Source organism: Sinimarinibacterium arenosum (assembly GCF_005047655.1).
In the GTDB taxonomy this organism is placed as follows: domain Bacteria; phylum Pseudomonadota; class Gammaproteobacteria; order Nevskiales; family Nevskiaceae; genus Solimonas.
In genome coordinates, this window is sequence record NZ_SUKF01000003.1 from 189,364 (window position 1) to 210,047 (window position 20,684).

19 protein-coding genes are annotated in these 20,684 nt (G+C 64.9%); 10 read left to right on the top strand and 9 right to left on the bottom strand.

What is annotated here, in order from left to right; all coding sequences use genetic code 11:
• Positions 1–436 precede the first annotated feature (436 nt).
• The 3 genes from E4T66_RS07225 (at position 437) to E4T66_RS07235 (ending at position 3,464) form a co-directional block, all read left to right on the top strand.
• Entirely contained in the window at positions 437–2,035 is a 1,599-nt protein-coding gene (locus tag E4T66_RS07225; RefSeq protein WP_169577531.1) for a GGDEF domain-containing protein, read from the top strand.
• Positions 2,036–2,125: 90 nt separating this feature from the next.
• Entirely contained in the window at positions 2,126–2,707 is a 582-nt protein-coding gene (locus E4T66_RS07230; RefSeq protein ID WP_136848244.1) for a rhomboid family intramembrane serine protease, read from the top strand.
• A 106-nt stretch (positions 2,708–2,813) separates the two neighbouring features.
• Positions 2,814–3,464, top strand: coding sequence for an FABP family protein (locus E4T66_RS07235; RefSeq protein ID WP_136848245.1), 651 nt, complete (start codon positions 2,814–2,816; stop codon positions 3,462–3,464).
• Positions 3,465–3,489: 25 nt separating this feature from the next.
• On the opposite strand, the gene E4T66_RS07240 is transcribed toward E4T66_RS07235, so the two are convergent.
• The 4 genes from E4T66_RS07240 to E4T66_RS07255 form a co-directional block, all read right to left on the bottom strand.
• Positions 3,490–5,565, bottom strand: a complete 2,076-nt coding sequence (locus E4T66_RS07240) for a copper-transporting P-type ATPase (RefSeq protein ID WP_367396752.1) — start codon at positions 5,563–5,565, stop codon at positions 3,490–3,492.
• 170 nt (positions 5,566–5,735) lie between these two features.
• Positions 5,736–6,143 (bottom strand): heavy metal-responsive transcriptional regulator, encoded by a 408-nt coding sequence (locus tag E4T66_RS07245; RefSeq protein WP_136848247.1) that lies wholly within the window; start codon positions 6,141–6,143, stop codon positions 5,736–5,738.
• A 104-nt stretch (positions 6,144–6,247) separates the two neighbouring features.
• Positions 6,248–6,820 (bottom strand): DNA-3-methyladenine glycosylase I, encoded by a 573-nt coding sequence (locus E4T66_RS07250; protein WP_136848248.1) that lies wholly within the window; start codon positions 6,818–6,820, stop codon positions 6,248–6,250.
• A 10-nt stretch (positions 6,821–6,830) separates the two neighbouring features.
• Positions 6,831–8,162: a dihydroorotase gene (locus tag E4T66_RS07255; RefSeq protein ID WP_136848249.1), complete on the bottom strand. Its 1,332-nt coding sequence runs from the start codon at positions 8,160–8,162 to the stop codon at positions 6,831–6,833.
• Positions 8,163–8,318: 156 nt separating this feature from the next.
• Between E4T66_RS07255 and E4T66_RS07260 the strand changes: the two genes are divergently transcribed.
• Positions 8,319–10,514, top strand: coding sequence for a molybdopterin oxidoreductase family protein (locus E4T66_RS07260; protein WP_136848250.1), 2,196 nt, complete (start codon positions 8,319–8,321; stop codon positions 10,512–10,514).
• Between the two features lie 21 nt (positions 10,515–10,535).
• On the opposite strand, the gene E4T66_RS07265 is transcribed toward E4T66_RS07260, so the two are convergent.
• The 5 genes from E4T66_RS07265 to E4T66_RS07285 all read right to left on the bottom strand — a co-directional run bounded on the left by E4T66_RS07265 (position 10,536) and on the right by E4T66_RS07285 (position 13,177).
• Positions 10,536–11,393 (bottom strand): alpha/beta fold hydrolase, encoded by an 858-nt coding sequence (locus tag E4T66_RS07265; protein WP_136848251.1) that lies wholly within the window; start codon positions 11,391–11,393, stop codon positions 10,536–10,538.
• A gap of 36 nt (positions 11,394–11,429) precedes the next feature.
• Complete coding sequence (locus E4T66_RS07270; protein ID WP_136848252.1) at positions 11,430–11,675, bottom strand: hypothetical protein; 246 nt, start codon at positions 11,673–11,675, stop codon at positions 11,430–11,432.
• Positions 11,672–12,304: a DUF2238 domain-containing protein gene (locus tag E4T66_RS07275; protein WP_136848253.1), complete on the bottom strand. Its 633-nt coding sequence runs from the start codon at positions 12,302–12,304 to the stop codon at positions 11,672–11,674. Before E4T66_RS07275 ends, E4T66_RS07270 begins: the two co-directional genes overlap by 4 nt.
• A 4-nt stretch (positions 12,305–12,308) precedes the next feature.
• On the bottom strand, positions 12,309–12,665 hold the full coding sequence (locus E4T66_RS07280; RefSeq protein WP_136848254.1) for an arsenate reductase: 357 nt from the start codon (positions 12,663–12,665) through the stop codon (positions 12,309–12,311).
• An 80-nt stretch (positions 12,666–12,745) separates the two neighbouring features.
• Positions 12,746–13,177, bottom strand: a complete 432-nt coding sequence (locus E4T66_RS07285) for an MAPEG family protein (RefSeq protein WP_136848255.1) — start codon at positions 13,175–13,177, stop codon at positions 12,746–12,748.
• 110 nt (positions 13,178–13,287) lie between these two features.
• On the opposite strand from E4T66_RS07285, the gene E4T66_RS07290 reads away from it, so the two are divergent.
• The 6 genes from E4T66_RS07290 to E4T66_RS07315 all read left to right on the top strand — a co-directional run bounded on the left by E4T66_RS07290 (position 13,288) and on the right by E4T66_RS07315 (position 20,622).
• Positions 13,288–14,241 carry an AraC family transcriptional regulator gene (locus E4T66_RS07290; protein WP_136848256.1) on the top strand — a complete coding sequence of 318 codons (954 nt, stop codon included), beginning with the start codon at positions 13,288–13,290 and terminating at the stop codon, positions 14,239–14,241.
• Positions 14,242–14,303: 62 nt separating this feature from the next.
• The gene (locus E4T66_RS07295; RefSeq protein ID WP_136848257.1) at positions 14,304–14,963 is read left to right on the top strand and encodes a glutathione S-transferase family protein; all 660 of its coding nucleotides are present in this window, start codon (positions 14,304–14,306) and stop codon (positions 14,961–14,963) included.
• Positions 14,964–15,131: 168 nt separating this feature from the next.
• Complete coding sequence (locus tag E4T66_RS07300; RefSeq protein ID WP_136848258.1) at positions 15,132–15,554, top strand: YeeE/YedE family protein; 423 nt, start codon at positions 15,132–15,134, stop codon at positions 15,552–15,554.
• A 1-nt stretch (position 15,555) separates the two neighbouring features.
• On the top strand, positions 15,556–16,041 hold the full coding sequence (locus E4T66_RS07305) for a DUF6691 family protein (protein ID WP_211242811.1): 486 nt from the start codon (positions 15,556–15,558) through the stop codon (positions 16,039–16,041).
• A 27-nt stretch (positions 16,042–16,068) separates the two neighbouring features.
• Entirely contained in the window at positions 16,069–17,397 is a 1,329-nt protein-coding gene (locus E4T66_RS07310) for an adenylate/guanylate cyclase domain-containing protein (protein WP_136848259.1), read from the top strand.
• A gap of 72 nt (positions 17,398–17,469) precedes the next feature.
• The gene (locus E4T66_RS07315; protein ID WP_136848260.1) at positions 17,470–20,622 is read left to right on the top strand and encodes a bifunctional diguanylate cyclase/phosphodiesterase; all 3,153 of its coding nucleotides are present in this window, start codon (positions 17,470–17,472) and stop codon (positions 20,620–20,622) included.
• The last annotated feature ends 62 nt before the right edge of the window (positions 20,623–20,684 follow it).

Consider the following 20,684-nt stretch of genomic DNA (forward strand, 5'->3'; position numbering starts at 1 on the left):
CGGCGCTCGGCGCGTCAGAATCGGGCGCGCAGTGTAGTGGCAATTCCATGATTCAGGCGCGTGTCAGCGCGGCAGGCCCCGCCAGGTGTTCGAATTCGAGGCTCCCAGTGCACGCTTCTCGCGACTCCCGCATGCGCCATCGAGCGCACTGTCTGCGGATCTGCGAGGTGTGCTCGAGATGTCGCCCGGGTCGCGACTGTACGCGTGTCACCTGACGGAAGCCGTTCGCGAGCTGGCTCCGGTTCAGACGGCATTACAGCGCTATGGTCGCGGTCACTCGTTCATCCTGCGGTGCGTGTCAGTTCGCGTGTCTACTCGTTTGTCAGCCGTCTGCTGCATCAGACGTTGTCGCGGGCCGGGATTCCGGCTGTCGCTGCGGACGTGGCTGCTGCTGTGGATTGGTCTCTGCGTTGCCCCTGCAGCAGCAGCGGCTTCGGTGCCAATCCTGGCGGACGAATGGGAGCCGGTCGTGGAGCAGGCGTCGCCGCTCGACGTCGCTGCCGATGGCAGCTATCAGACCTTTGATCCCACACGGATTCATCAGATTGAGCGCAATCCGAATGGACGCTGGGTTCGTCTGCGACTGGCCGAGGGTCGCTGGCCGGCCGTGCCGCTGCTGCTGGTTGTCGAGCGCACGGTGTTCGGTACGGCCGCTTTGTGGCTGCCGGGTAACGCCGTGCCGGTGACGGCGGGGATCGCCGATTCGCAGCAGGTGGGGCTGTCCGGTATCGGGGCGCCGGTTTTCGAGCTGCCGCAAAACCTCGCGGCGGATGCGAGCCTGTATCTCAATTTCTATCCACACCCGACGCATGCGCCCGGTGTACGTCTGTCGGTCGAGCCGCTGGCGGACTATCTGCGCCGCAATGCGGTATGGGTCGCCGGGACCAGCGCCTGCCTTGCGGCGATGGCGATGATGATGGCAACGGCGCTGGTGTTCCTGGTCATCCTGCGTGATCGTGCGTATCTGTTCTATGCCGTGTATCTATCCTGCTTCATCGTGCTGCAAACGATTACCAGCGGCTACCTGTTCACGGTGCTGCACTGGCATTCTTGGGCTGCGGTGGTTGGGATTGTCGGCAAGCTGGTCACGGTCCTGAGCGTCATCAGCGCTTGTCTGTTCCTGCTCGCATTCACGCGCATGCGGGAATTTGCGCCGAAGTTGCAGCGGGTGGTGCTGGGATATGTGGTGTTGTTTGGCCTGGTCCTGGGCCTCGGGATGCTTCCGGTCGAGAGTCTGATGCATTTGGCGCGGGTTGCACTGAATCCATTACTGGCTTTCGGTGCGCTGCTGCTACCAACCGCTGCGCTGATCGCCTGGCGAAGTGGCTCACGGTACGGCGGCTATTTTCTGCTCGGCTGGGTTCCGCTGATGGCGGTGACCTTTGCCGGTTCAATGCAGACCACCGGATCGTTCGCGGACTGGGCCTGGCTTGACGACGCTCTGTTTCCCGCGGGAGCGTTCGAGGGATTGGTGCTCGCAATTGGACTGGCCGATCGCGCCCTGGCGCAGAGGCGTCTGTTCAGGGAGGCCGAGCAGTTGTCGATGGTCGATCCGTTAACCGGACTGATCAACCGACGCGCCTGGGAAGCCCAGTTCCAGCCGCTGGTGGCGCGTGCAGGTCACACCGGGCAGCGGGTTTATGTTCTGTTTGCCGACCTGGACCACTTCAAGTCGTTGAACGATCACTTCGGTCATCGTACTGGGGATCAGGCACTGATCGATGTCGCATCAGTCATGCGCAGAATCGTGCCGCCGCCTGGGCTGGTCTGTCGCTATGGCGGCGAAGAGTTTGTGGCTGCATTGGTCGTGGACCATGGTTCGGTGGCGCGGACGATTGCGGAAACCCTGAGAGCTGCAGTGGCTTCGTTGTCGATTCCGGTCGATGCGGCAGGTCATACACTGACGCTGAGTATCGGACTGGCAAGACACCTTCGCAGCAACGTCTCGGAGGAGACGGTCGAGCGTGCGGACAACGCCATGTACCGGGCGAAGGCTGAAGGGCGAAACCGGGTGATGGAGATGTCCGGCGTCTAGGCGGTCGGAACATTGCCGGAGGTGCCACCGCGAGGTCCGAGTCGATGTTCTAGACTGACCCGGCTCACGTCCGTGCCGTTGAAACTCTCCATGCGTCAATCGCCGATCACTTACCTGCTGCTGGCCGTCAATATCGGTGTGTTCGGCCTGCAGACCCAGGTCGCAGACGGTCTGATCGAGCGCTTCGCGTTGTGGCCGCTGGGCGCGGGCTTCGAGTTCTGGCAGGTCTTCACCAGCGCCTTTCTGCACGGGAGTCCGTTGCACCTGGGCGCAAACATGCTGGGCGTATGGATGTTCGGGCGCGATATCGAGCGCACGATCGGGTCGATGCGATTCGGCTGGTTGTATCTGATCAGCGTTCTGGCCGCGGCCGTCACCCAGCTGATCGCTGCCGGTTTCGGTCCGCCGGTTCCAACAGTCGGTGCTTCGGGCGGTCTGTTCGGTCTGCTGGCGGCATACGCGATGCTGTTTCCGCGACGGCGTGTGATGTTGCTGTTTCCGCCGATCCCGATGCCGGCTCCGGTGTTCGTGGTGCTGTATGCCTCTTTTGAGTTGTATGCAGGAATCACCGGGACCCAGGCGGGCGTCGCGCACTTTGCGCATCTGGGCGGACTCGTCGGCGGATTCACGCTGCTGCGACGCTGGGGCCTGCGCCGCAGGTGGCGGAACTGATCCATCTCAACGCGGCCGCGTGCCACTCGTGATTTCCTGCAATAAAGTGCGACGCCATCGATTCCCGCCATTCAACGACTTCTGATCCAAACGGCACAACGAGACCATGAGCGAATTTCCCGCGGACATCTATACCGAGCCGACCGACATCGACGTCGACACCCTGCGCAATCTCGGCCCCTTGACCGGCATGGCCGGTGTCTGGGAGGGCCTGCGCGGTCTTGATGTGAAACCCAAGGCCGAGGGGCCAAAGAAGCAGGCCTATGTCGAGCGCATCGAGCTGCAGCCGATCGATCCGGCCACCAACGGCCCGCAGCTGCTGTATGGCCTGCGGTATCACACGCATGTGGTCAAGCCGGGGCAGGTCAAGACCTATCACGATCAGGTCGGCTACTGGCTGTGGGAGCCGGCGACCGGCGCGATCATCCACACGCTGACGATTCCGCGCGGTCAGGTTGTCATGGCTGGCGGACATGCCGCGGCTGATGCCAAGCAGTTCGAGGTGTCGGCGACGCAGGATTCGATCAACTACGGCATCCGTTCGGCGCCGTTTCTGGAGCACGCGTTCCGCACCGTCGAATTCCGTATCAAGGTCACGATCAACAACGACGGTACCTGGTCGTACGAGGAAGACACCGTGATGCTGATCAAGGGCACGACCGAGCCGTTTCACCACACGGATCGCAACACCCTCAGCCGTATCGCCGAGCCGACGCCGAATCCGCTGGCGCGCAAGGAGCCGGGCTTGCACGACTGAGGTGCCGTAGTCGGTGCGTCGGGAACTACAACCTGGCTGCTCGCAGGCGCAGTGCGTTGGCGATCACCGACACCGACGAGAAGCTCATCGCGGCACTGGCAATCATCGGTGACAGCAGCAGACCGAAGACCGGGTACAGCACGCCCGCGGCCAGTGGCACCCCGAGCGCGTTGTAGATGAATGCGAAGAACAGGTTCTGGCGGATGTTGCGCATCGTCCGCCGCGACAGCTGTACCGCGCGGGCGATGCCGCGGAGATCGCCCTTCACCAGCGTGACGCCGGCGGACTCCATGGCGACGTCAGTACCGGTGCCCATGGCGATGCCGACCTGCGCCTGCGCCAGGGCCGGTGCATCGTTGACGCCGTCGCCGGCCATCGCCACCACACGACCTTCGGCCTGCAGCTGCTTCACGACCGCGGCCTTGTCCTGCGGCAGGACATCGGCAATGACATCGTCGAGTCCCAGCGTGACGCCGACGGCCTGGGCCGTGCGCGCGTTGTCGCCGGTCAGCATGATCACGCGGATGCCGGCGGACTTCAGCGTCTGCAGTGCCTCGGCCGTGGTTGGCTTGATCGCGTCGGCGACGATCAGCAGACCTGCCAGCGTGTCGTCAATGACGACATGGATCGCGGTGGCGCCCTGCGCACGCTCGGCATCCGCGGCGTCATTCAGCGCCGTCGCGTCCAGCGACAGTGACTCGAGCATGCGCTGATTGCCGATCTTCACGCTGCGACCGTCGACCTGACCCCAGACACCGCTGCCGGGATCGGAGCCGAATCCGCTGACTGCGGGGAGCGCGATGTCACGTGCACGCGCACCGTCCACGATCGCCCGTGCCAGCGGATGTTCGCTGCTGCTTTCGACCGCAGCCGCCAGTGTCAGTACGGTGGTTTCGTCAAAGCTGGCGCAGGTCACGACGCGGGTCAGCGAAGGCTTGCCCTCGGTCAGGGTGCCGGTCTTGTCGACGACGAGGGTGTCGACCTTCTCCAGCGTTTCGAGTGCCGCGGCATCGCGGATCAGCACGCCTTCACGCGCGCCGCGACCGACACCGACCATGATCGACATCGGCGTCGCCAGGCCCAGTGCGCAGGGGCAGGCGATGATCAGCACCGACACCGCGACGACCAGTGCATGCGCCAGTGCCGGCGGAGGGCCGACCAGCGCCCACACCGCGGCGGCGATGATGGCGCTGGCGACCACGGCCGGCACAAACCACGCCGATACGCTGTCTGCCAGCCGCTGGATCGGCGCCCGCGAGCGCTGCGCCTCGGCCACCATGTGCACGATCTGCGACAGCAGGGTTTCGGCGCCGACGTGTTCGGCCTGCATCAGCAGGCTGCCGGTGCCGTTGACGGTGCCGGCGTTGAGTGTTGCGTCCTGCTGCTTGCGCACCGGAGCGGGCTCGCCGCTGAGCATCGACTCGTCGACGTGACTGCTGCCGTCGATGACGATGCCGTCGACCGGGATCTTTTCGCCGGGACGCACGCGCAAGCGGTCGCCGACCTGCACCTGATCGACGTCAACATCGCTTTCGTTGCCGTCGGCGTCGACACGATGCGCGATGCGCGGAGCCAGTTGCAGCAGCGCCTGGATCGCGCTGGATGTCTGTGCGCGGGCGCGCAGCTCCAGCACCTGACCCAGCAACACCAGGGTGATGATGACTGCGGAGGATTCGAAGTACAGCGGCGCGTTGCCGTGTTCCAGGAGGGAGGCCGGCAGCCATTGCGGCAGCAGCAGGCCGAACAGGCTGAAGCCGTAGGCGGCGCCGGTGCCCAGTGCAATCAGCGTGAACATGTTCGGGCTGCGATGCCGCACCGACTGCCAGCCGCGGACAAAGAACGGCCAGCCGGCCCACAGCACCACCGGCGTCGACAGCAGCATCTGGGCCCAGCCATTCCAGGCGCCGTGCAGCGGCAGACCCAGCATCGGGCCCATGGCCAGCAGCAGCGTCAGCAGCGACAGCGGCACCCCGATCCAGAACCGGCGCTGCATGTCGCGCAGTTCGCTGTCGTCATGCGCCGTGCCGGGGTCCCTCGGTTCCAGTGCCATGCCGCACTTGGGGCAGCTGCCCGGATGGTCCTGTTGGATCTCCGGATGCATCGGACAGGTCCACAGGCCGGAGGCGCTGGTGGTCGCCGGCGCCGTGTGGTGCGGCGTGGCGCCGTGATGAGCGCAGCAGCTGTGTTCGGCTTTTTCGGCTGCCGCGGGGGTGTGATGCATGCCGGCGCCGCAACGGTGTTCCGCAGGCTGCTTGCCGTGGTCGTGCTCGCTCATGGGGTCGCTCCGTCGTTCAGTGCGGACAGGATCGGGCAGGCCTCGCTGTCGCCATGGCCCGGGCAGGCGTCGACCAGCTGGCGCAGCCCGTCGCGCATGCGCTGGAGCTCGCGCAGTTTGGTCTCGATCTGCTCCAGGCGTTCGACCGCGAGCTGGCGCACGTCCTGGGCATCGGCACGCTGGTCCGACAGGGTCAGCAGGCCGGCAATCTCTTCCAGAGTGAAGCCCAGTGCCTTGGCGCGACGGATGAAGCGCAGGCGCTCGACGGCCTGTGCCGGGTATTCGCGGTAGCCCGACGCGCGTCGGGGTGGTTCCGGAATCAGGCCGGCGCGCTCGTAGTAGCGCACGGTGTCGATACCGACGCCGGCACGCTCGGCGAGCTGACTGACACGCAGACTGGACATGGCAAAACTCCGCGACGGTTTGAACAGGGCCCATGCTAAACCCTGGAGTCTGGTCCAGAGTCAAGGCCTGTTCTGCATTGCGGCGAGTGAAGCTGCGGGGCGGCCTAGCGCTGGACCGCGCGGTGACGCGGACAGTCGATCAGATGGTCGTTGACCACGCCCATTGCCTGAAGATAGGCATAGACGATAGTGCTGCCGACGAATTTGAAGCCGCGCTTGAGCAGATCCTTGCTGATGCGGTCGGACAGCTCGGTGCGTGCCGGCACTTCGCGCAGTTCGCGGAAGCGATTGATCACCGGTGTGCCGTCGACAAAACCCCACAAGTAGGCGTCGAAGCTGCCGAACTCCTGCTGCACCCTGAGGAAGGCCTGGGCATTGCCGCGCGCCGACCAGATCTTCAGGCGATTGCGCACGATGCCGGGATCGAGCATCAGCTTCTCCAACCGGGCATCGGTAAAGCGCGCGAGCTTGACCGGGTCGAAGTCGGCGAATGCACGGCGATAGCTATCCCGGCGCTCGAGGATCGTGCGCCACGACAGGCCGGCCTGCGCGCCCTCGAGAATCAGGAACTCGAACAGCACGCGGTCATCGTGCTGCGGCACACCCCACTCATCGTCGTGATAGGCGCGGTACTCGGGGGTGGACGTCGACCACGGGCAGCGTTCGAGTTTTGCCATGCCCCGTGCTTCAGCGCTGGCTTGCGAACTGAATGCGCTGGCCGATCGGCGGCAGCTTGACCTCACCGTTCTCGTAGACCAGTTCGCCGTTGACCCAGGTGCCGGTGATGCTGGCGCCGAAGGTCCGGCCTTCCAGCGGGGACCAGCCGCACTTGTAGAGAATGTTGGACTGGTCGACCGTGGTGCTGCCGTGCGGATCGACCAGCACCAGATCGGCCCAGTAGCCTTCCCGGACATACCCGCGGTCGATGACGCCGAAGCGCTCCGCGGTCGCGTGACAGGCTTTCTGCACCACGGTGCGCATGTTCAGCTCGCCGCGTTTGACCAGATCGATCAGCATCAGCAGCGAATGCTGCACCAGCGGCAGGCCGGACGGTGCCTTGAAGTAGCTGTTGGCCTTTTCCTCCGCGGTGTGCGGCGCATGATCCGTGGCGATGATGTCGATGCGGTCTTCCATCACCGCGTGAATCAGCGCGCGACGATCCTCTTCGGTCTTGATCGCCGGATTGCATTTGATCAGGTGACCGAGCGCGGCGTAATCGGCATCGCTCATCGCCAGGTGATGCACGCAGGCTTCGACGGTGATCTTCTTGCCCTTCATCGGGCCGGGCTCGAACAGCGCCAGCTCGCGCGCGGTGGTCAGGTGCAGTACGTGCAGGTCGGCGTTGTGCTTCTTCGCCAGGCCGACGGCCAGCTGGCTGGAGGCGTAGCACGCCGCAGCCGAGCGGATGTTCGGATGCTCCCATGCCGGCACGTCCTCGCCGTACTTGGCACGCGCATCGGCTTCCAGCGCCTGGATCATCGGCGTGTCCTCGCAGTGCGTGACCACCATCAGCGGCGAGCGCGCGAAGATGCCTTCGAGGATATGCGGATCGTCGACCAGCATGTTGCCGGTGGACGCGCCCATGAACACCTTGACCGCGCAGGCCTCGTTCGGCTGCAGTGCAGCGATCTCTTCGAGATTGTCGTTGGCGGCACCGAAGTAGAACGCGTAGTTGGCAAAGCTGTGGCCTTCGGCCAGCGTGTACTTGTCCGCCAACAGTTCGCGTGTGGTGATCGTCGGCTTGTTGTTGGGCATGTCGAAATAGCTGGTCACGCCGCCGGCCACCGCCGCGCGCGATTCGCTGAACAGATTGCCCTTGTGGGTCAGGCCCGGTTCGCGGAAATGCACCTGGTCGTCCATCAGGCCCGGCAGCAGCCATTGCCCCTTGGCGTCGTACACCGGGGTGCCGGCGGGCGCGCTGATCTGCGGCGCAATGCGCTCGATGCGACCGTTGCGAATCAGTACGTCGGCCGGGGTTTCGTGACCTTCATTGATGATGTGGGCGTTGGTAATCAGCATGGCACGCCTCCTGTTGTTGTCATTGACTGGCATGGTAGTCCATTTATTGCGGTCGTTTGTTCCCGACAATTTGTTGTGTCGTGCGGTCAGGCCGTCCCGCCAAGGGGTTCGGCGCTATGATCGTGCGATTGACGCCAGCCAGCGGGGGAGCCAGCGATGGGCGAGCAAACGCATTACCGTGCGTGCAATCTGTGCGAAGCAATCTGCGGTCTGGAGATCAAGGTCCGCGACGGCGTGATCGTGTCGATCCGCGGCGACGAGGCCGACCCGCTGTCGCGCGGACACATCTGCCCCAAGGCGGTGGCGCTGCAGGATCTGCAGGATGATCCGGACCGTTTGCGCCGGCCGCAGAAGCGCATTGGCGAGCGATGGGTCGAACTGAGCTGGGACCAGGCGCTGGACGAGGTGGCGGATCGGCTGGCCGAAATCCACCAGCGTGACGGTGCCAATGCGATCGCCGCCTACCTGGGCAATCCCAGCGTGCACAACTGGGGCAACATGACCCACAGCAGCGCGTTCCTGGGGCCGCTGAAGACGCGCAGTCGCTATTCGGCCACCTCGGTCGACCAGCTGCCGCACCAGCTGATCGCATACTGGCTGTACGGGCACCAGCTGATGGTGTCGGTGCCGGATATCGATCGCAGTGCCTACATCCTGATGCTCGGCGCCAACCCGATGGCGTCCAACGGCAGCCTGTGGACCGTGCCGGACTTCCGCAAACGTCTGAAGGCGATGCAGGCGCGCGGCGGCAAACTGGTGCTGATCGATCCGCGTCGCACCGAGACCGCCGAGGTTTCCGACGAACATCACTTCATCCGCCCCGGCGCCGACGCGGCCCTGCTGCTGGCGCTGCTGAACACGATTCTGTCCGAGGGCCTGGGCGATCCGGGCCGGCTGGCGGCATTCACCGATGGACTCGATCAGGTTGCCGAATGCGTGCGACCGTTCACGCCGGAACGCGCGGCGGCCGTGTCCGGCGTCGATGCCGAGACGATCCGGCGCATCGCGCGCGAGTTCGCCGCGGCGCCCGCCGCCGCAGCCTATGGCCGCATGGGGGTGTCGACGCAGGCACACGGCACCTTGTGTCAGTGGGCGCTGGCGCTGCTGAACATTGTTACCGGCAATCTGGATCGCGAGGGCGGCATGATGTTTCCGCATCCGGCGATGGATCTGGTGCAGGGCGCGGGCTCGAAACCGGGCCACTACGGCGCCTGGCGCTCACGCGTACGGGGCCTTCCGGAATTCGGCGGCGAGCTGCCGGTTTCAGCGCTGGCCGAGGAGATCCTCACGCCCGGTGAAGGGCAGCACAAGGCACTGATCACGATCGCCGGCAACCCGGTGCTGTCGACGCCGAACGGGCGTCAGCTGGAACAGGCGCTGGCGTCGCTGGAGCTGATGGTCAGCGTCGATTTCTATCGCAACGAGACCTCGCGTTTCGCGCACTACATCCTGCCGCCGACCGCTGCGCTGGAACACGATCATTACGACATCATCTTTCACCACTTCGCGTTGCGGAACACCGCGCGCTACAACCCGGCGATCCTGCCCAAGCCGGCCGGTGCGCTGCACGACTGGGAGATCTTCGCCGGCCTCGGCCGGCGCCTGCGCGAGCGTCTGCGTCCGGACGCCCGGCGCCCGCTGCTGCAGCGGGTGCAGGGACGGATCAGGGATGAGCTCATGTCGCGGATGCCGCCGCATCGCATGCTCGACTTCAGCTTGCGCCGCGGGGTCTACGGCAAGAAGTCACCCCAGCAGCTGACGCTGCGCAAGCTCAAGGCGGCGCCGCACGGGATCGATCTCGGGCCGCTGCAGCAGGAGCTGCCGGCGCGCCTGTTCACGCGCAACCACCGCATTGCCTGTCTGAATGAAGAGCTGCGCGGCGAGCTGCAGCGCTTCGATCAGGTGCTGAGCGAACAGCAGGCGCAGGCGCCGGTGGACGGCGAGCTGTGGCTGATCGGGCGGCGCCATGTGCGCAGCAACAACTCCTGGATGCACAACAGTCAGCGCCTGGTCAAAGGCAAGGCGCGCGATCAGCTGTTCATGCATCCCGACGATCTGGCCGCGCGCGGTCTGGATGACGGCCAGCAGGTCGAACTGCGCTCGCGCGTCGGCAGCGTGACGGTGACGGTGCAGTCGACCGTGGACATCATGCGCGGCGTGGTTTCGCTGCCGCACGGCTGGGGGCACACGCGTTCGGGTGTGGCGCAGCGTGTCGCGCGCAAGCATGCCGGGCAGAGTGCCAACGACCTGACCGACGAGCGCCTGCTGGACCGGCTGTCCGGCAATGCCGCGCTCAACGGCGTACCGGTGACGGTGATCGCGGCGGAGGTGGCGGCAGCCGACGCGGCGTAATCCTGAAGGCGGAGCGCGTGCTCAGCTCGAATGCCGGCGCAGGAAGTCGATCACCGCCTGATTGAAGGCGTCGTTGCGATCACCGGCCACCATGTGGCCAGCTCCGGCGATGGCGACGGTTTCCGCGGCGGGGATCAGGTTGCGGAATTCGTCGACCCCGGCATCGCTGACGACATCGCTGAGCGAGCCGCGCACCAGTAGCGACGGCACGCGGACATTGCGTGCAGCCGTGCGCATGCGTTCCTCGAAGGCTTCGAGATAGGCGACATGTTCCTCGGCGGTGTCGGCGACCATTTTCGGATCCCAGTGCCAGTACAGGCGGCCGTCGTCGCCGTGGCGCAGATTCTTCATCAGCCCACTCGGATCTTTCGGCCGCGGGCGCGACGGGTTGTAGGCCGCCACGGCATCCGCTGCGGCGTCGAGGTCGGCAAAGCCGTCCGGATTGGCGCGCATGAAGGCGCGGATCTTGGCGACACCGGCGCGCTCGATGCGCGGTGCGACGTCAACCAGGACCAGCGAGGTGGCCATCGCAGTATCCGATTCTCCGAGGGCCACCAGAGAGGTGATTCCGCCCATCGACGCGCCGACCAGCGCCGGTGGGCGTGACAGTGTCGCGATCACGGCCCTGAGGTCGGCGACCAGCGCGTCGGTGCTGTAGTCCCCCTCGGCGGACCAGTCGCTCTGGCCGTGACCACGGGCGTCGTAGGCGATCACATGATGGCCGGCATCGACCAGCTCGCCAAAGGCGCGTGACCAGGCGTGACGGGTCTGTCCACCGCCGTGCAGCAGGATTACGGGAGGATTCCCGGGCGTGCCGCCGATGTCGGCAGCCAGCTGAATGCCGGATGCTCCGGTGATGCGGTGTGGGCTGATGGTCATGCCGGTTTTGTTCAGGATGGGTTTGATTGCGGGATCCTAAGCGCCGGGCGTGCGGCAGACCGCGCCGGGCAGACCCGTGAGCCCCAGCGCGGCGCGCAGCGAGCGCGTGGCCTGTGCGCGCAGTGCCGGGTCACAGCGATAGGTCGCGACCCAGCTCAGCAAGGCATTGATCTCCAGCGGCTGCGTCGATGCCAGCGCACAGGCCTGATCGAGTGCCGCGGCGTCGTCCCAGTCCAGGTACTGCACCAGCGCGTCAGTCACTGCGGAGGGCAGCGCCTTCATCGGTGCAGTGCTGCCAGCTGCCGATCGTGCCAGCGCGCCAGCGTCAGCATGGCCGTGGACGAGCCGATCAACGCGAAAAGCATGTCTTCCTGGGTGTCCCAGGGATCGCCCTGGGTACCGAGAAAGTCGACTGCGCCATCGCCGAAACCCAGCGCCGTCCACCACTCGATCAGTTCGTAGACGGCGCTGATCGCCATGGCGATACAGACGCACAGAAACGCAAGCATGCGACGCCCGTGTACGTAACGGCCGCGCAGCAGAATTTCGCGTGCCGCGAGGGCGGGAACGAACCCTTGCATGAAGTGGCCGAGCTTGTCGTACGGGTTGCGGCTCAGTTCGAAAGTCTGCTGCACCCAGTCACCCAGCGGCACTCTGGCGTAGGTATAGGCGCCGCCGAGGATCAGCACCAGCGCGTGCGCGGTAATCAGTACGTACAGCATGGTGGTCAGGCGGTAGCTGTGGCGGGTCCAGGCCAGCAGCGGCAACACGATCAGGACCGGCAGCACCTCCAGTACCCAGGTGCCACGGTCATAGGGTGCGTATCCCGAGACGCACAGCGCCAGCACGACGATGGCGGCCAGCAGCCACAGCAGGCCTGGGGTTTGCGATGACGGTGCAGGATTGTGCATCGGATCAGCCCTTGAGCCAGGCGAGCACGGCGTCTTCCTCGCCTTTGGCGAAGCCGACCCGAAGCGCGCCGTCACGGTCGAACACCGGGCGTTTGACGATCGATGGATGCGCCACGATCAGCGCGCTTGCGCGGGCCGTGTCGAGATCGGTCTTGTCGGCGTCGGGCAGCGCGCGCCAGCTGGTGCCACGGCGGTTCAGCACCGTGTCCGCGCCGAGCTGCTGCAGCCAGTGCTGCGCCAACGCAGGCTCAAGGCCGTCGCGCCGAAAATCATGGAAGCGATACTGAATATTTCCTGCGTCCAGGCGCTGACGCGCGCGCTTGACGGTGTCGCAGTTCGGGATGCCGTACAGAGTGATCATTGATTCGTTGCGCAGATGAGAAGCGCAACGATAGCAGAGCGCCGGCCGGGTTCCGTTCTCGCGCCAGCGCGCGGCAGATATCAGGCGCCGGCCAGGAACAGCTGGATCAGCGGCGCGGCCAGCACGAAGAAGGCGATGATCTGCAGCAGAAAGAAGCTGAAGCGCAGGCTGGTGCTGAAATTGGTTTCGGGCAGCACGACGTGAATCAGCGACTGCGTGATGCGTGCGGGCAAGATGGCGACTGCGGCGATGTCGAGGACATGACCGTGCAGTCCGCTTTGATTCAGCGCAAACACGATCGCACCGAACACCGGAAGATTCTCCACGCAGTTGGCGTGGGCCCGCATTGCGCGCCGATACCAGTCGGCGCCCTCGATGCGGTCGGCGCGAAAATGGCGGATCGCGATGCGTCCGCTGAGGATGTGGGACCAGCGATACACGCCGACGGTCAGCAACAGCAACAGCAGGGTCCACAGGGCGAAGCCGAATACGCTCCAGACAGGTACGCTCATGGTCCACTCACGCTCGGGGTCAGGGCCGCTATGCTGCCTGCGACGGCGGGGCGAAAATTGCTCGTGGCGCCGGGCTTGTTGTCCATGCAGCCGGAAATGGGAGGGAAGCGGTGGACGCCTTGTCCGCGTTGTTGGGTCTGATTCGGTTGCAGGGGGCGGTGTTTTTGTCCGGTGAGTTCACCGCGCCATGGTCGGTGGTGACGCCGGAGGGTGCTGACGCCTGCCGGATGCTGATGCCCACGGCCGAGCATCTGATCCTGTTTCATCTAGTCGTCGAAGGCCGTTGCGAAGTCATCATCGCGGATGCACCGCCGCAACGGGTGCAGGCCTATCAGGCCGTAATTTTGCCACGCGGAACGCCCCATCGACTGGCGAGCCAGGCGGCGCTGGCCGGTCGCCGCATCAGTGAGCTGATGCAGGCCGAGGCCTGCGGTGATCGGCTTCATGTCGTGCGTCATGGCGGCGGTGGCGAAGCCTGCCGGATCCAATGCGGCTTTCTGTCCTGCGATCCGCGCATGGCGGCGCCCCTGCTGGACTCACTGCCGGATTTGCTGGTGGTGTCGCTGGACGCTGACGGCGGTCTGCCATGGCTCGCGCCGATGCTCGAATACGCGGTCAGTGATGCAGCCAGCCCCCGCCCGGGAGCCGGCGCGGTCCTGGCCAGACTGTCGGAGCTGATGTTCGTCGAGGCGGTGCGGCGTCATCTGGAGTCGCTGCCGCCGGATCGTAGCGGCTGGCTGGCTGGCCTGCGTGACCGCGTGCTGGCGCGGGCACTGACGGTGCTGCATCAGGACCCAGGCCGTGACTGGACCGTAGCAATGCTGGCCACTGAGGTCGGCGCATCCCGCAGTGTGATCAATCAGCGCTTTGCGGATTTTCTCGGCCGTGCGCCGATGGATTACCTGACGCAGTGGCGCATGCAGGTCGCCGCGCAGCGGCTGAGGGATTCACGCGACAGCGTCGCGCAGATTGCCGACGCGGTTGGCTATCGCTCGGTTGCCGCATTCAGTCGTGCGTTCAAGCGCGCCTTCGACACACCGCCGGCACGCTGGCGGCGAGGATAAGCCGGGAGCCGGGTTAGCATGCACGCTCTTGGCCGTCATCAGGCCAGTTGGGGGAGAGCGTCATGATCGTGGTTCATCATCTGGAGAATTCGCGCTCGCAGCGCGTGCTGTGGTTGCTGGAGGAGTTGGGCGTCGACTATCGCATTCAGCGCTATGCGCGCGATCCGGTGACCAAGCTGGCGCCAGCGGCCCTGAAGAAGGTACACCCGCTGGGCAAGTCTCCGGTGATTACCGATGGCGAGCGTACGGTCGCCGAGTCCGGCGCGATCATCGAGTATCTGGCCGAACGCTATGGCGATGGGGCGCTGCTGCCTGCAGCCGGATCCGACGAGGCACTGCGCTGCCGGTACTGGATGCACTACGCGGAAGGCACGCTGATGCCGTTGTTCGTGATGTCACTGATCTTCGGCCGGGTCGAACGTGCGCCATGGCCGGTGCGTCCGATTGCCAAGGCGATATCGGCGCAGGTGCGCAAGGCCTATCTCGGGCCGAATCTGCAGACGAACCTTGAATTCGTCGAGCAGGAACTGGCGCGCAGTTCATGGTTTGCCGGCGAATCCCTGAGCATTGCCGACATCCAGATGAGCTTTCCGATGGAGGCGGCCAGTCTGAATGGCGGTACCCCTCGGCCGCGGTCACAGGCCTATGTTGAGCGCATCCGCGCACGTCCGGCCTATCAGCGGGCGCTGGAAAAAGGCGGTCCCTTCGATTTGCTGAGCTGAGCGCGTGCCCATGGGGCTGTAAAAAACGATCTATTGATATCCCGATTAATGATGAAAAAGGCATAGGCATGCGGGGTGCAGCTCGCTAGCATCTGCGCCCTGATTGCAGCGGACGCAGTGGTGTGGCGCCTGCATCAGTTCAGCGTATGACCAGGATCGGGGGTTGAGATGAGCGGATGGGTGATTGAATCGGTCGCGGGTGGCGCGATGATCGGACTCGCCAGCGCCTTGCTGCTGCTCGGTAGCGGGCAGATCGCCGGGATCAGCGGAGTGGCGGCGACGCTGACGCGCGGTGACGCCGGTGCCGGTGCCTGGCGCCTGTTGTTCATCGCCGGCCTGGTGTCGGCACCGCTGCTGTACGTAGCGGCGACCGGGCGCGGAGTCGGAGGCGCGATCGAGCTGCCGTTGCCGCTGATCATCGGCGCCGGTGCGCTGGTGGGTTTCGGCACCCGCAGTGCGTCAGGCTGCACCAGTGGCCATGGCGTCTGTGGGCTGGGGAATCTGTCTGCGCGCTCGCTGGTTGCGGTTGCGCTGTTCATGTCCACCGCGGCACTGACGGTGTTTGTTTCCCGTCATCTGATTGGAGCCTGAGATGACATCGGTTTTCAGAACCTCGACGTTCAAAGCGGTCATTCCGCTGCTGTCCGGGCTGCTGTTTGGAGCGGGGCTGATCGTGTCTGGCATGACTGACCCGCAACGCGTGATCGGCTTTCTCGATGTCGCGGGTCACTGGAATCCCGCACTGGCGCTGGTCATGGGTGGCGCGGTGCTGGTGACGCTGCCGGCATTTGCCTGGGCCCGTCGCGGCGGCCGCACTGTGTTTGGCGACGCGCTGAGCCTGCCCGAGCGCCGCACCATCACACGGCCGCTGATCACCGGCAGCATCCTGTTTGGGATCGGCTGGGGCCTCAGCGGCGTGTGCCCTGGTCCGGGATTGCTGCTGGCGGCCGGCGCCGGCCGGGACGCCCTGTTGTTCGCGGCCAGCATGCTCGCCGGAATGTTCATCAGCGACCTGCAGCGCGGACTCAAGCGCAGTGACCGCGCCGAACCCGTGCCCGCCGTTGGGGAGTGCGGTTGATGCGGTCCAGCTGACGGCGCGTCACGCATGGATGAACTGGCGGTCGCAAACGGACAGCACCTGATCGTCGCGTTGATGACGGGTGGCGGCGGGCTGATCCTGTTCTGGACCGACCGGCGCAGCGCGCCCAGTCGGGCGCTGGCCTTGGGACTGGTGCTGATCGGAGTGCGCCTGCTGCTCAATGCCGACCAGCAGGGCGCCGAGCTTCCCCTTTGGCGGGTCGTGCTGCTGGCGCGCCTGGTCGAGTCCGCCGCAATCATCACCGGCATCGAGTGGGCGCGCCGAATCGGCCTGACCGCCACTGACGCGCTGCGCCGCACGGTGCACTGGTTGTTTCGTGTCGCGCAGTTGCTCGTTCTCGTTTTTGCGCTGATGCAGGTTGGGTATCTGCTGTTGGCACCGGAGGCGGCAACCTCCGATATCGAAGGGCCGATCCGGGTGCGGGGCTACGAGTGGGCGCTGTTTGCGCCGGTTCTCGGCAGTGCCGCATTGCTGGCAGGCATCGCAATCGTGATCCTGCTGATCACGCGTACCGATCCGGTGGAATCTGTGCGGCTGCGTGCATTGCTGTTTGCATCCCCGCTGCTGCTGGCGGCGTTGGTTATCCGCGAAAGCTGGGTTCCGCTGGTGCTGTCAGCGGGACTGCTGGTGTTCCTTGCCGGCACGATCCGGTACCTGATCCTGCAATCGCAGCGCGCGCAATCCTTGAGTGAGTTTCTGTCCCCCGAGGTGGCTCGGCTGGTCAAACTGCGCGGTACCGATGTCGCGCTGCGCCGGGAGAAGCGGCGGATCAGCGCGGTGGTGTGCGACCTGCGCGGTTTTACCGCGTACGCAGACCGTCAGGATTCGGATACTGTGGTTGGCCTGCTGGAGCGGTACTACGCGGTGGTCGGTGACGTTGCGGCTGCGCATGGGGGCATGGTCAAGGACCACGCTGGCGATGGGGTGCTGATTCTGGTCGGTGCGCCGGTGCCGCATCGGCGCCATGCACGGCGGGCACTGCGCCTCGCGCGTGAACTCAGCGAACGCGTCACCGCGCTGCTCGACGGGCAGACCGACGCGCTCGGGGTCGGGATCGGGGTGGCCAGCGGCGAAGTCACCGTCAGGGCGATCCAAGGCGGCGGGCGGCTGGAATACGTGGCCGTGGGCAGCGCGGTGAATCTTGCCGCGCGTCTGTGTCAGCGCGCCGGATCCGGCGAGGTCCTGGTCGACGCCGTCACCCTCGAGGAAGTGGAGCGATACGACGAGCGCCCCTGTTTGCAGCGGTTGCCGGATGAGCCGGTCAAGGGGTTCGAAACGACCGTGATCGTGCACCGGCTGCTGCCGGACAGTGCCGAAATCGCGACGATCCGATAGGCGGAGCGCGTCAGCCGAAGACAGGGGCGGATTGGCGTTGTTGCGCCGGCTGCCCCCTGTAATCATGACTTCATGAATCCGGTACGCAGTCGGTTTGTGGGCGCATTGGCGCTGCTCGCGGGTCTGGGGCTGAGCACGTTCGCCTATCGCCAGGTGCAATTGGTTGAACAGGAGACGGCGAACCGCAAGTTCGACGCGCGTACTGCTGCGGTGACCGATTTCATTGGCGAGCGCTTTTTCGACTACGAACAACTGCTCAGAGCCGGCGTCGCGCTGTTCAATACCGACAGCGCCGTGAGCCGTGCAGACTGGAATCGTTTCGTCAGTACCCTGCAGGTCACCGAGCGCTATCCCGGCACCCAGGGCCTTGGTTATGCGCGCTGGTTGCGGCCCGAGCAGGTCGGCGATCTGGTCGCACAGGTTCGTGCGGAGGGTTATCCCGAGTTTGAACTGCATCCTGCCGGATCGCGCGATCACTACGGCGTCATTGTCTATCTGGAACCGTTTGATCTGCGCAATCGTCGCGCTTTCGGATATGACATGTTTTCGCAGTCGGTGCGACGCGAGGCAATGCAGCGCGCAATCGATACCGGCGACGCTTCGTTAACCGGTCGCGTGACCCTGGTCCAGGAGACTGAGGTTGATCAGCAGGCCGGCACCCTGCTGTATCTGCCGGTTTATGCGGGAGGAGGTGTGCCCGCCACGCAGGAAGAACGTCGCCAGAGCATTATCGGATTCGTGTACAGCCCGCTTCGCATGAACGATCTGATCAGCGGCGTACTTGGCCACAGTTTCGATGATCTGAAACTGCGCATCGTGGATTCCGCGGAATCCGGCGATGCCGATCTGCTGTTCCGCTCGCCGAATCTGACGCCGAGTGATCTGTCGCCGTCGACGCCGCGCTGGACACGGACGCTGAAAATTGGCGGACACCATTGGAAAGTGGAAGCGTTTCCGGCGCAACCGCTGGTCACCGGCTGGTCGCGCGCCCTGTTGATTCTGCTTGGTGGTGCACTGATCAGTCTGCTGGTGGCGATCCTGCTGTGGTCGGCGACCGGTGCCCGCGACCGAGCGGTGGCGCTGGCGCGTTCGATGACGCAGGCGCTTAGGCGTACTCAGGAGCGTCAGCAGGCCGTGCTCGACAGTGCGGTTGACGCGATTCTTACGGTCAACGCTCGAATGCAGATCAGCTCGGCCAATCATGCGATGGCGCGAATGTTCGGCCGTACCGTTGATGATTTGCGGGATACCGAAATCACGCGACTGTTGCCGGAATTTCCGACGTTGATGGATGACGTACAAAGTCCGCAGACGGCGCAGCAGTCCTCTCCGGTCCGACGCGAGACGCTCGGGCGTCGCGCCAATGATCAGGAATTTCCAGCGGAGGTCACGATCAGCCCGCTGTCGGGCGAGGTCGATGCCGAGGGTGGTGCGGTTGTCGTTACGATTCGCGATCTGACCCTGATCCGTCAGGCACAGGCCGCGCTGGCTGCCGCGCACTCGCTGCGCGAGTCGATTCTCAGTCATGCGCCATTTGCGGTGATCGCCGTGGATACCGATCTGAGGGTGGCCGAAATCAATCCCGCTGCGGAAGCACTGTTGTGGTACCGCAAGGATGAACTGGTCGGTCGCGGAAATCTGGGCTGGATTCTCGGAACCGACTCTGCCGACGATGGAAAAACCCAATCCGTGATCGACAACGTCCTGAGTCCGGTGCGGCGCGGGCAGGTCGATGAGCGGGAGTGGAGCTACCAGCGCAAGGACGGCAGTCGGGTGCTGGTCAATCAGGTCGTCACCGCACTGCGCGATGAGGTTGGCGCGGTCACCGGCTTTCTGGTCATTGCCTACGACATCACCGAACGCAAGCGTACCGAAGACTACATCCGGCATCTGGCGCACCACGATGCACTGACCGAGCTGCCGAACCGGGCGTTGTGCACTGACCGTCTGGAAGTTGCGATGGCGCAGGCACGCCGCACTGCGCAGAAGGTCGGTGTGCTGATGATCGATCTGGATCACTTCAAGCGCATCAATGATTCGCTGGGACATCACGTCGGCGACGAGTTGCTGATCCAGGTGACTTCGCGTCTGCGTCATAGCGTGCGCGAGGGCGATACCGTCGCGCGCATGGGCGGTGACGAGTTTGTTGTCGTGCTGCCGGGGATTTCCGATCAGGAAGACGCGCTGCGCGTCGCCCGGACCCTGGTCGACGTGTTGCCGCAGCCGATCAGCGTTGGGGCGCACGAACTGCATGTCACACCCAGCGTCGGCGTCTGCCTGTATCCCGATGATGGTGCCGACACGATCACGCTTCTGAAGAACGCGGATACCGCGATGTATCACGCCAAGGAGCATGGGCGAAATCGCTACAGCCTGTTCTCGCAGGACATGCTGCGCGCCAGCGAGAGCAAGATGGCGATGGAGAGTGCGCTGCGCCGGGCGATTGCGCGCAAGCGTCTGTTGCTGCATTACCAGCCTCTGGTATCGCTGGGCGACGGCGAAGTCACCGGGATGGAAGCGCTGCTGCGCTGGCCCGATGACAAGGGGGGCTTCATTCCCCCCGATGTGTTCATCCCGATTGCCGAGGAAACCGGTCTGATCAATCAGATGGCAGACGGGTTGCTCGGACAGGCCTGCGCCGATGCGATGCTGTTGTCACAGCAGCTTGCGCGTCCACTGGGCATCGCCGTCAACATTTCGCCCAAGCAGTTTCACAATGCGCGTCTGATCGACGTGGTGCGTTCGGCGTTGCAGAACAGCGGTCTGCCGCCGCAGTTGCTGACGCTGGAAGTGACCGAGCGCATGCTGATCGGCGACCCGGCCGATGCCGCAGAAGTTCTGCGCGGTTTGCGACACCTGGGGGTCGGTGTTGCCATCGACGATTTTGGAACGGGCTATTCCAGTCTTGCGTACATTTCGCAATTTCCGATCAGCAAGCTGAAGATCGATCGCTCCTTCATTCGTGATCTCGGTGAAGATACCGCTGACACCGCCGTGATCAACGCGATCATCGCGATGGGGCGTTCAATGCACCTGCAAGTGATCGCCGAAGGCGTGGAGACCGCAGCGCAACGCGACTATCTGCGTGCGCGCGGGTGCCATGAGGTGCAGGGCTTCATGTTCAGTCCCGGTGTGCCGGTCGCTGAATTCGCCCAGGTGGTTACGCGCATCGAGCGTTCCAACCCACAGCCCGCTGTGGCGCAGCCGGCCATCGTTCAATTCTGAATAAGGCTGGGGCCGCTGCGCAGTGACGCTGCGGCTCCCAGCCGTGACTTCTGGTGGATGCA

Bases quoted from the DNA above. Each gene is read 5' to 3' on its own strand.
- E4T66_RS07295 (WP_136848257.1), top strand. From the start codon at position 14,304: ATGATCGTGGTTCATCATCTGGAGAATTCGCGCTCGCAGCGCGTGCTG.
- E4T66_RS07230 (WP_136848244.1), top strand. From the start codon at position 2,126: ATGCGTCAATCGCCGATCACTTACCTGCTGCTGGCCGTCAATATCGGT.
- E4T66_RS07270 (WP_136848252.1), bottom strand. From the start codon at position 11,675: ATGAAGGCGCTGCCCTCCGCAGTGACTGACGCGCTGGTGCAGTACCTG.
- E4T66_RS07305 (WP_211242811.1), top strand. From the start codon at position 15,556: ATGACATCGGTTTTCAGAACCTCGACGTTCAAAGCGGTCATTCCGCTG.
- E4T66_RS07245 (WP_136848247.1), bottom strand. From the start codon at position 6,143: ATGTCCAGTCTGCGTGTCAGTCAGCTCGCCGAGCGTGCCGGCGTCGGT.
- E4T66_RS07280 (WP_136848254.1), bottom strand. From the start codon at position 12,665: ATGATCACTCTGTACGGCATCCCGAACTGCGACACCGTCAAGCGCGCG.
- E4T66_RS07260 (WP_136848250.1), top strand. From the start codon at position 8,319: ATGGGCGAGCAAACGCATTACCGTGCGTGCAATCTGTGCGAAGCAATC.
- E4T66_RS07315 (WP_136848260.1), top strand. From the start codon at position 17,470: ATGAATCCGGTACGCAGTCGGTTTGTGGGCGCATTGGCGCTGCTCGCG.
- E4T66_RS07300 (WP_136848258.1), top strand. From the start codon at position 15,132: ATGAGCGGATGGGTGATTGAATCGGTCGCGGGTGGCGCGATGATCGGA.
- E4T66_RS07240 (WP_367396752.1), bottom strand. From the start codon at position 5,565: ATGCATCCGGAGATCCAACAGGACCATCCGGGCAGCTGCCCCAAGTGC.
- E4T66_RS07250 (WP_136848248.1), bottom strand. From the start codon at position 6,820: ATGGCAAAACTCGAACGCTGCCCGTGGTCGACGTCCACCCCCGAGTAC.
- E4T66_RS07235 (WP_136848245.1), top strand. From the start codon at position 2,814: ATGAGCGAATTTCCCGCGGACATCTATACCGAGCCGACCGACATCGAC.
- E4T66_RS07255 (WP_136848249.1), bottom strand. From the start codon at position 8,162: ATGCTGATTACCAACGCCCACATCATCAATGAAGGTCACGAAACCCCG.
- E4T66_RS07285 (WP_136848255.1), bottom strand. From the start codon at position 13,177: ATGAGCGTACCTGTCTGGAGCGTATTCGGCTTCGCCCTGTGGACCCTG.
- E4T66_RS07265 (WP_136848251.1), bottom strand. From the start codon at position 11,393: ATGACCATCAGCCCACACCGCATCACCGGAGCATCCGGCATTCAGCTG.
- E4T66_RS07275 (WP_136848253.1), bottom strand. From the start codon at position 12,304: ATGCACAATCCTGCACCGTCATCGCAAACCCCAGGCCTGCTGTGGCTG.
- E4T66_RS07310 (WP_136848259.1), top strand. From the start codon at position 16,069: ATGGATGAACTGGCGGTCGCAAACGGACAGCACCTGATCGTCGCGTTG.